Genomic DNA, 9,107 nt, shown 5'->3' with positions numbered 1-9,107 from the left:
ATGGGGGGTGGGGTGGTGGTCTCCCCCCCGGGCGGGGCCCCGCCCCCCGGGGCGGGGGGGGGGGGGGCCCCCCCCCCGCCGCGGCCCGCGTCTCAGACCCCGATCCGGGACCAGTCACCCCAGATCGCGAACGTCATACCCCGGCTCGCCTGGATGTTGACGAACAGGGTGTGTCCGTCCGGGCTGAAGGTGGAGCCGGCGAACTCGTCGTTGGACCGGTCCGCTCCGGTGCTGCTGACCAACCGGTTCAATGCGATGTCGAACAACTCGCCGCGTGGGGTGAGCCCCCGGACGTAGTTGTCGTTCACGTTGTCCTCGCAGACCACCAGCGTGCCGCGCGGGCTGGTGGTCACGTTGTCCGGGAAGTCCAGCACATCGGGCCCGGGCGACTCGTACAGCAACCGCAGCACCTGCGCCCGGCAGTCGTACGCCCACACCTGGCCGTGCCCGTTGCCGTATCCGTCGGCGACGGGGCCGGTCGAGGTCTCCGCTGGGCCACCGCCCTGAGTGGCGGTGAAGTAGACGACGCCGTCGTCGTACGCCGACCCCTCCAGACGGGAGAAGTAGGCGGCGCCCCGGTCCCAGCCCTGCCGCGAGACATACGTCAGCGCCTGGTCGTTCGTCGTCGGTGCGACCTGACCGGGGGTGTACGGGAATCGCGGTGCCGGGTCGTCGATGTCCACCCACTGCACCGGGTACGTCGCGTGCGGCCGCTGCCCCGCGGCCAGGTTCAGATTGCGGCGGCCGCGCACCGCGAGCATCTGCAGCCGGCCCCCGTCGGCCAGCCGGCCGGACTTCATCGGGTCCGCGGGGGGCGTGTACCGGTAGAAGCCGGACGGGAAGCCGAAGTTGTCCTCGGTCAGGTACAGGTGCCCGCCGCGCGGGTCGTAGGCCACCGACTCGTGCGCGAACCGGCCGGCGGCGGTGACCGGCGACCGGTCCGACTGCCCGTCCGCGGGTACCTCGTAGATGAAGCCGTGCGGCTGGGTGAGGGGCACGTTGGAGGTGCCGGTGAAGTCGGGGCCGACGTCCGGCCCGTTGACCGTCTCCTCGCAGGTGATCCAGCTGCCCCAGGGCATCCGACCGCCGGAGCAGTTCATCATGGTGCCGTTCAGGCTGGTCCACGAGCGCCGGACCTCGCCGTAGCGGGTGACCTCGACCGTGGTGGTGCCGCCCTGCGCCATCGGGTCGTACGCCGCGACGGGGTCGCCGAAGGCGGGGCCGGGGTTGTTCACCTCGTGGTTGCGGACCAGCCGGACGGTGCCGTCCGGCCCGCGGAAGGCGCCCATGCCGTCGTGCCGGCCGGGCAGCCGCGTGCCGTCGTCCAGCGTCACGGGGAACTCGGTGTCGTGGAACGAGCGGTACCGGAAGCCGTCGGGCAGGTGCAGGCGGACCTTGCCGTCGCGCAGGTCCGGCACCGGCCCCAGGGTCGGGTCGGGTGCCGGACGCCGGCCGACCGCGCCGGCCTCGCCGCGCGCCACGAACCCGATGAACGGGCCGCCGAGGACGGCGCCGCCGGCCGCGGTGGCGGCGCCGCGCAGCAGGGTGCGCCGGTTGAGATCAGGCATCGGGGGACTCCTTTGTCGCCAGGTCTCCGTCCGTCGGGGCCGGGGACCGATCCTCCGAGTGATCCTCGTCACCTGTTCACCGCATGGCAAGCTCTCGGCACGGTCGCCGGGGCCCGGTGCAGGACCTCGGCTCCGCGTGGTCGGGCGGCTCAGGAGGCCGGCAGCTCCACCGGCAGCGGTACGGGGCGCTTCGCCACCCGGTCGTCGCCCGAGGAGCGCCCCCGCAGGTGCCGTGCCAGCCACGGCAGCAGGTGCCGCCGGGTCCAGGCCAGCTCGGCGCGGACCGCCTGGTGCCGGGGCCGGCGGGCGGCCGGCGGCAGCGGCTGCGACCACGAGTCGTCGTAGCCGGGCAGGCCGGCGGTGTGCGCCAGCGCCGCGGCGATCCGCTCGTGGCCGGCGGTGTTGGCGTGCAGCCGGTCGTCGCTCCACAGTCGCGGGTCCGAGGCCACCGGGTGCGCGCCCAGGTCGAGCAGGGTGGCTCCGGTCTCGGCGGTGGCCGCGCGCACCGCCGCGTTGAGCGCCAGCACCCGGCCGCGCAACGGGCGGGCCAGCGGCATGACCGGCGCCGGGTCGGGCAGGGTGAAGGTGAGCACGGTGGCGCCCTGGCCGACCAGCGCCCGCTGCATCGCGCGCACGTCCTCGGCCACCCGGTCGGCGTCGAACGACGGTCGCAGCACGTCGTTCATGCCGGCGACCACGGTCGCCAGGTCGGGGGCCAGCTCCAGCGCCACCGGCAGTTGCTCGCTGCGGATCCGCGCGGTGGTGCGGCCGCGGATGGCGAGGTTGGCGTACTCCAGGCCGCCCTGGGCGCGAGCCACCGCGAGGGCGAACCGGTCGGCCCAGCCCCGGTAGCCGCCCGCCCCGTCCGGGTCGTCCAGCCCTTCGGTGGTGCTGTCGCCGATCGCCACGTACCGCCGCCACATCATGCGCGCCAGCCTACGAAGCCACGGCGGCTCCGGGGACACCGCCCGCGCACCGCGACCACTAGCCTGGTGCGGGACATGAACCCGATCACCTGTGGGCGGGCCGGATGAGCCCGACGATGAGCCCGACCCAACGCCGCCTTGACCCGGACCAGGTCCGGCGCTACGTGACCGCGTCCCTCGGCCCGGCGCCCGGGGTGACCGGCTGCGGGCCACTGACCGGCGGGGGGTTCGCCGCCGTGTGGTGGGTGACCCTGGACGACGGGCAGACCGTGGTGCTCAAGGTGGGGCCGCCGCCGCGCGTGCCGCTGCTGCGCTACGAGCGGGACATGATCGGGGCAGAAGCCCGCTACCTGCGGCTGGTCGCGGCGCGGGCGCCGGGGGTGCCGGTGCCGCCGCTGCTGCACCACGGCCGCGACCCGGTGCTCGGCGACTGGCTGCTCACCGGCCTGCTGCCCGGCCGCACCCTGTGGGACCTGACCGAGGCCGGCGCCGAGGTGGGCCCGGTCCGGGCCGAGTTCGGCCGGGCGCTCGCCGCGCTGCACGGCGTCACCGGCGACCACTACGGCTACGACGGCGGCCGGACCGGCGCGCCCACCTGGCGGGGCGCCTACACGGCCATCCTGGACGACCTGCTCGCCGACGCGGCGGACTGGGCGGTGCCGCTGCCCGTGCCGGCGGCCCGGATCCGCGAACTGGTCGATCGGCACGCCGCCGTCCTCGACGCGGTACGCCGCCCGGCGCTGCTGCACTTCGACGGCTGGGCCGGCAACGTGCTCGCGATCGACGGCCCCGACGGGACGCCCCGGCTCAGCGGGCTGGTCGACGGCGAGCGCCACCTCTGGGGCGACCCCCTGCTGGACCTGGTGTCGCCGCTGCTGTTCCGGCGCGCCGAGGACGAGCCGGACGATCCCCTCGTGCGGGCCTACCGGGCGGTCGCGCCGTTCCCGCTGGACGCCGGGGCGCGCCGCCGGCTCGGGCTCTACCGGCTGCACCTCTACCTGCTGATGACAGTGGAGATGCCCAGCCGCGGCATCACGGCCGAGTCCGACCCGTGGCGGGTGGACCGCCTCGCCGAGCTGCTCGACGCCGAACTGTCCGACCTGGACCGGCCGTGGCCGCTCAGAGCCAGCCGGAGCGCCGGAACAGCCGGTGCAGGGTGACCGCGGCCGCCGCCATCAGCAGGAGCGCGCCCGCGTAGCCGTACCGCCAGCCCAGCTCCGGCATGTGCGCGAAGTTCATCCCGTAGACGCCGGCCACCGCGGTCTGCGTCGCGGCGATCGCCGCCCAGGCCGCGATCTTGCGCATGTCGTTGTTCTGCTCCACGGCGAGCTGCGCCAGCCGGGACTGGAGGATCGAGTTCAGCAGGTCGTCGTACGAGCCGATCCGGTCCACCGCCCGGGTGAGCCGGCTCTCCACGTCGGCGAACCAGCGGTGCAGCGCCGGCGGCGGGCCCTCGCCCCGCCGCTCCAGCAGCGCGCGCAGCGGCGCTTGCAACGGCAGCACCGCCCGCTTGAACTCCACCACCTCCCGCTTGAGCTGGTAGATGTGCTGGATGTCGGCGTCCCGGTCGCGGGCGAAGACGCTCTCCTCGACCCGCTCCAGGTCCCGCTCCAGGTGCCCGGCGACCTCCAGGTAGAGGTCGACCATCCGGGCGCAGACCGCGTACGCCACCGCCCACGGCCCCTCGGCCAGCAGGCCCGGCCGGCGCTGCACGTCCTTCCGCACCGGGGCCAGCGCGCCGGTCGCGCCGTGCCGGACGGTGAGCGCGAACCGGTCGCCGAGGAACACCATCACGTCGCCGGTGTCGATCACCTCGGAGGTGGCGGTCAGCTCGGTGTGCTCGACGTAGCCCGCCGTGCGCAGCACCAGCAGCGTCACGTCACCGTGCCGCTGCACGGTGGGGCGGTGCCCGTCGGCGAGGGCCTGGGCCACCAGCAGCTCGTCCAGCCCGAAGGTCCGGCCGACCGCGGCCATCACCGCCGCGCCCGGCTCGTGCAGCCCGAGCCAGACGAACGCCTTCCGGGTGCGGCGGGCCCGCTCGTACGCGTCGGCGTAGTGCGGACGGCCCGGCTCCCGCCGGCCGGCCGCGTAGACCGCGCAGTCGACCACCGCGTCGGGATTGGCCCGGCGCGGTGCCGGCCCGGCCGCCTCGTCGGTGCGCCCGAGCAGGCGGGCGACGAGGCCGGGCAGCAGCTGTCCGCCCCACCGGGTCCGTGCCGCCGACCGGCCCACCGCGCACCTCCACCCGCCGAGGAACTGACGGCCTACCGTACGGCCTGCCGGCGTCGCGGCGGTGACGGGCCCGCGTCAGCGGGCGGCGGTGGCGAAGACCACGATGTTGTCCGGGTAGTTGCCGGTGCGCGGGTCGAACCGGCCGCCGCAGGTGATCAGCCGGAGCCGGGCCTCGGCGCCCCCGCCGTACACCCGCTCGGTGGGGAAGCGCTCCTTCGGGTACGCGCCGACGCCGTCCACGGTGAACACCGCGACCCTGCCGTCGGCCCGGGTGACCTTCACGGTGTCGCCGGGACGCAGGCGGCCCAGGTCGAAGAAGACGGCCGGGCCGTGCAGCGTGTCGACGTGTCCCACCAGCACGGCGTTGCCGGCCTCGCCGGGGGTGGGGCCGCGGCGGTACCAGCCGGCGATCTCCGGATGGTCCAGCGGCGGCACCTCCAGGGCGCCGTTGTCGTCGGTGGCGACCGGGACGATGCCGGCGTCGACGCCGATGCGGGGGATGGTGACGCGGACGGGCTTCGAGCGGGGGAGCACCGGGCCGGGCGAGCCGGAGCGCTCGGCGGTCGGCGCGGCCGAGGCGCCCGGCTGGGGTGGCGGTTCCGAGGTGGTGCCGAGGCCGGCGGCGACCAGCCCGGCGCCGGTGGCGCCGGCCAGGGTGACCGCCGCGACGATGGCGGCGGTGCGGGCTCTCGACGGCCCGTCCGTCCGGTGGCGCTGCGACGACAGGGTCCCACCTCCGTCCATCGGGGACGCGTGGCCCGCGCCGGTCAAACCGGCGCGGGCACCCGCTCAGGGATGGTGTGGCGGGCCGTCAGGCGACGGCGGTCGCGCGCCGGCGGCGGCGCACCATCACGTACGTCCCGCCGGCGACCGCCGCGGCGGCCAACGCGCCGCCCGCGACCAGCACGCCGGTGTCGCCGTCCCGGCCGCCGGCGCCGGCCTGCGCGCCGCCGATCGGGGTGACCGTGAAGCTGGCCGTGCCGCCGTTGCTGCCGTCACCGCAGGTGGCGGTGACCGTGTACGTGCCGAGGGTGAACCCGGCGGTGAAGAGTTCCGCGCTCAGCCCGCCGCCCGCCGCGGCGGTGGTGGACCTGACGTTCTGGTCCCGGTTCGGACCGGTGACGCGGAAGATCGCGTCGCCCGCCTTCGGATTGCACGATGTCGTGGTGAGCACGACGGTCCCGCCGACCGGGGTGGTGGCCGGTGAGACGGTGGTGTCCGCGAGGGCGGCGGCCGGGAGCAGCAGTGTGCCCAGGCCCACGCCGACCGCCGCCGATCCGAGAACTGTCTTTGCCTTCATCCGCGTCTTCCCTCACTTTTCGTCCGCTGTCTGCGTGGGACGCCGTTCGGGTGGCCAACTCCGTGACTAGCACCGGTGTGGCCAACACTAGGAGGGTTGCGGCGGTCACTAGGCGTAATTGAGAAATCTTCGTTGCCGTCACGTGTTCCCGGTCGCTCCCGGGTGCGACGGACATGCCCGCCCACCACGGGCAGCCGGCGGGACGGCCCGTCCCGCCTCGCGCGCGACGTCCCGTCCGGACGGTCCCTGGTGCGTCTGTCCGGTTCGACCCGGCTGTGGCCGTCCGGTCCGGGTCGGCTGGTGTGGCTGGTGATGGGGGACGACGAGCTGCGCGAGGGCGTGCACCGCACCCGGCTCGACCGGCGGGTGGGTCAGCCGGGCGGCGGCTCGGGGCGGACCAGGCCCACGTCGTAGGCGAAGACCACCGCCTGGATCCGGTCGCGCAGGCCGAGTTTGGTGAGCACGGCGGAGACGTGCGTCTTTACGGTGGCGGTACTCAGGAACAGCCGTTCGGCGATCTCCGCATTGGACAGTGCACGCGCGGCGAGCGTCAGCACCTCCACCTCGCGGGCGGTGAGGGCGGCGAGTCGCCCCCGGTCGGCGGCCCCGCCGGGCAGCCGGTCGGCGAACCGGTCGAGCAGCCGGCGGGTCACCGTCGGCGCGAGCAGCGCCTCGCCGCGGGCCACCACCCGCACCGCCTCGGCCAGGTCGGCCGGGCGGGTGTCCTTGAGGAGGAAGGCGCTGGCCCCGGCGCGCAGCGCCGCGTACACGTGCTCGTCGAGGTCGAAGGTGGTGAGCATGACCACCCGGGCCGGGTTGCCGCCGGACACCAGGTCCCGGGTGGCGGCGATGCCGTCCTGCCGGGGCATCCGCACGTCCATGAGCACCACGTCCGGACGGGTCCGGTTCGCCACCGCCACGGCCTCGACCCCGTCGGCGGCCTCGCCGACCACGGTCAGGTCCGGCCGGGCGTCGATGATCATCGCGAGCCCGGCGCGGATCAGATCCTGGTCGTCGGCGATTACCACACGGACGCTCACCGCGTCACCTCGGTTCGCGACTGCGGGGCTCGCAGACCCGGCTCACTCCTCGCGCTCACAGTGCCACCCCCACCGGCAGCCGGGCCTCGACGCGGAACCCGCCCGCGGGCAGTGGACCGGCCTCCAGCGTGCCGCCCAGCAGCCGGGCCCGCTCGCGCATCCCGACGATGCCCCGGCCCCCACCCGCACCCGGCCGGCGAGGCGCCGCGGTGCCGTCATCGACCACCGCCAGGCGCAGCACCCCGTCGTCGTAGCGGACGCTGACGTCGGCCCGGGTGGCGTGGCTGTGCCGCAACGCGTTGGTCAGCGACTCCTGGACGATCCGGTACGCCGACAGCTGCACCCCGCCGGGAAGGTCCTCGGCGCCGGCGTCCCGGTCCATGGTGACCTCGATGCCGACCGCCCGGACGGCGTCGGCGAGGGCGTCGAGCTGTGCCAGGCCCGGCTGCGGCCCGTCCGGATCGGTGCCGTCGTCGGTGGCCAGCGCGTGCAGCATCGCCCGCAGTTCGGTGAGCGCCGACCGGGCCGCCGCGTTGATCGCGCCGAGCGCGGCCCGGGCCCGCTCCGGGTGCGCGTCGAAGACGTCCTCGGCGGCGGCGGCCTGCACGGCGATGACCGCCACGTGGTGGGCCACCACGTCGTGCAGCTCGCGGGAGATCCGTTCCCGCTCTCGGGCGAGCACCTGCCGCTGCCGGTCGCGGCGGCGCTGGGCGTGCCCCCGTTGCAGCTCACCGAGGGCCCAGCCGAGACCCAGCGCGGTCACCGCGAACAGCAGGTCCCGCCAGCCCTCGGTGGCCAGCTCCCACGGCGTCGGGAGGAGCAGCAGCCCCAATGCGACCAGCGAGAACCGCGGCGGGCGGAGACGGGCCACGTACGCCAGCGGCACGGTGACCAGGCCGAGCCAGCCGAGCGGGGGACAGAGCGCCTCGAGCCCGACGCCGGCGAGCGCGGCCACCGCCAGCGCGTACCCCGGTCGCCGGCGGATCCACAGCAGACAGCTGGCCTGCGCGGTGGCGAGGCCGACCGCCGCGGCGGTCCCACCCGCCGAGGCCGGAGGGGTGCCCGGGGCGAGCAGGACGGTCAGGGCGACGGCGAGCATCACCGCGGCGATGCCGCCGTCGAGCAGCAGCAGGAAACGGGAGCGGGACCGGCAGTTCACGCCCGGATGCTAGGCCGTCCACCGACCCGGATTCATCGGTCGCCAGACGGAGATCTCGGCCGGACCTGGTCCCCGGGACGGAGCGCCGAACCGGTCCGCGGCGGGATCCCCGGACCCCCGGCGCGGGCCTAGTGTCCCCGGTGACGACCTGAATTGATGGAGGTACGCACCGATGGACACCACGATCACGCCGACCGGCACCGCCGGCACCGTCACCCGGCCGGCCCGCCGTCGCCGGGACCGCGCCCTGGCGGTGCTCGCCGCCACCGTCGCCACCCTGGCCCTGTGGGTCGCCGCCGTCCCTGTGGCCGGGGTGGACCTGGTCGCCCGCAACGGCGGGACCGAGCAGACGGTCACCCCGGTCGCGGTCGGCGTCAGCACCGTTCTCGCCGGCCTGGCGGGGTGGGCGCTGCTGGCCGTGCTGGAGCGGTTCACCGCCCGGGCGCGGGCCGTCTGGACCGGCGTGGCCGGGCTGGCGCTGCTGCTGTCGCTGCTCGGCCCGCTGAGCGGGGGAGTGGGGACGACGGCGACCCTGACCCTGGTGGCCATGCACCTGTTGGCCGCCGCCGTGCTCGTCCCGCTGCTGAGGCGCACCGCCCGCCGTTGAGATGCCGGATCGGGGCTGTCGCCACGGGGGTGGGCGGCCCCGACCCGCCTTCGCGCGTCCGCGCCGATGCACCTCCCCGTCCAATGAGAACTCAGCTAGCCTCCTAGGACGCCTTAGGCGGTGTGCGGGTCGGCATGACCGAGGAGCGTCGGCTCCCGCACGGCGGGCAGGCTGGGCCGGGCTAGACGATCTATTCCAAGGGATACGGGGACAGCGCACACAGACGAGGGCGTCCATGATCGACGTTGCTGAGCAACGATGACCATGGAGGCCAC

Annotated in this window: 9 protein-coding genes; 2 read left to right on the top strand and 7 right to left on the bottom strand. The window is 75.3% G+C overall.

The window, feature by feature from the left end:
- Nucleotides 1–92: 92 nt before the first annotated feature.
- Both AB0F68_RS34875 and AB0F68_RS34870 read right to left on the bottom strand, forming a co-directional pair.
- The gene (locus AB0F68_RS34875; RefSeq protein WP_357346107.1) at nucleotides 93–1,568 is read right to left on the bottom strand and encodes an alkaline phosphatase PhoX; all 1,476 of its coding nucleotides are present in this window, start codon (nucleotides 1,566–1,568) and stop codon (nucleotides 93–95) included.
- 149 nt (nucleotides 1,569–1,717) lie between these two features.
- A complete protein-coding gene (locus tag AB0F68_RS34870; RefSeq protein ID WP_357346105.1) occupies nucleotides 1,718–2,494 on the bottom strand; it encodes an SGNH/GDSL hydrolase family protein in 777 nt (258 codons plus the stop codon).
- Nucleotides 2,495–2,610: 116 nt separating this feature from the next.
- Between AB0F68_RS34870 and AB0F68_RS34865 the strand changes: the two genes are divergently transcribed.
- Entirely contained in the window at nucleotides 2,611–3,654 is a 1,044-nt protein-coding gene (locus AB0F68_RS34865; protein WP_357346103.1) for a phosphotransferase, read from the top strand.
- Here AB0F68_RS34865 and AB0F68_RS34860 read toward each other — a convergent pair.
- The 5 genes from AB0F68_RS34860 to AB0F68_RS34840 form a co-directional block, all read right to left on the bottom strand.
- Complete coding sequence (locus AB0F68_RS34860) at nucleotides 3,614–4,726, bottom strand: magnesium and cobalt transport protein CorA (protein WP_357346101.1); 1,113 nt, start codon at nucleotides 4,724–4,726, stop codon at nucleotides 3,614–3,616. The genes AB0F68_RS34865 and AB0F68_RS34860 overlap by 41 nt on opposite strands.
- Before the next feature lie 75 nt (nucleotides 4,727–4,801).
- Entirely contained in the window at nucleotides 4,802–5,470 is a 669-nt protein-coding gene (locus tag AB0F68_RS34855; protein ID WP_357346100.1) for a class F sortase, read from the bottom strand.
- Between the two features lie 67 nt (nucleotides 5,471–5,537).
- Nucleotides 5,538–6,026: a hypothetical protein gene (locus AB0F68_RS34850; protein WP_357346098.1), complete on the bottom strand. Its 489-nt coding sequence runs from the start codon at nucleotides 6,024–6,026 to the stop codon at nucleotides 5,538–5,540.
- Between the two features lie 371 nt (nucleotides 6,027–6,397).
- Complete coding sequence (locus AB0F68_RS34845) at nucleotides 6,398–7,066, bottom strand: response regulator transcription factor (protein ID WP_357346096.1); 669 nt, start codon at nucleotides 7,064–7,066, stop codon at nucleotides 6,398–6,400.
- A gap of 55 nt (nucleotides 7,067–7,121) precedes the next feature.
- Entirely contained in the window at nucleotides 7,122–8,225 is a 1,104-nt protein-coding gene (locus tag AB0F68_RS34840; protein ID WP_357346094.1) for a histidine kinase, read from the bottom strand.
- A gap of 172 nt (nucleotides 8,226–8,397) precedes the next feature.
- On the opposite strand from AB0F68_RS34840, the gene AB0F68_RS34835 reads away from it, so the two are divergent.
- A complete protein-coding gene (locus AB0F68_RS34835; RefSeq protein ID WP_357346092.1) occupies nucleotides 8,398–8,832 on the top strand; it encodes a DUF6069 family protein in 435 nt (144 codons plus the stop codon).
- Nucleotides 8,833–9,107: the final 275 nt, after the last annotated feature.

It is taken from the genome of Micromonospora sp. NPDC023966, assembly GCF_040639095.1.
GTDB lineage: Bacteria > Actinomycetota > Actinomycetes > Mycobacteriales > Micromonosporaceae > Micromonospora.
The sequence above is the reverse complement of the archived record's forward strand: the minus strand, read 5'-3'. Positions and strand labels throughout refer to the sequence as shown.

What these genes read in the sequence shown, in the direction of transcription:
- AB0F68_RS34875 (WP_357346107.1), bottom strand. Translation starts at nt 1,568, where the DNA reads ATGCCTGATCTCAACCGGCGCACCCTGCTGCGCGGCGCCGCCACCGCG.
- AB0F68_RS34870 (WP_357346105.1), bottom strand. Translation starts at nt 2,494, where the DNA reads ATGATGTGGCGGCGGTACGTGGCGATCGGCGACAGCACCACCGAAGGG.
- AB0F68_RS34865 (WP_357346103.1), top strand. Translation starts at nt 2,611, where the DNA reads ATGAGCCCGACCCAACGCCGCCTTGACCCGGACCAGGTCCGGCGCTAC.
- AB0F68_RS34855 (WP_357346100.1), bottom strand. Translation starts at nt 5,470, where the DNA reads ATGGACGGAGGTGGGACCCTGTCGTCGCAGCGCCACCGGACGGACGGG.
- AB0F68_RS34850 (WP_357346098.1), bottom strand. Translation starts at nt 6,026, where the DNA reads ATGAAGGCAAAGACAGTTCTCGGATCGGCGGCGGTCGGCGTGGGCCTG.
- AB0F68_RS34835 (WP_357346092.1), top strand. Translation starts at nt 8,398, where the DNA reads ATGGACACCACGATCACGCCGACCGGCACCGCCGGCACCGTCACCCGG.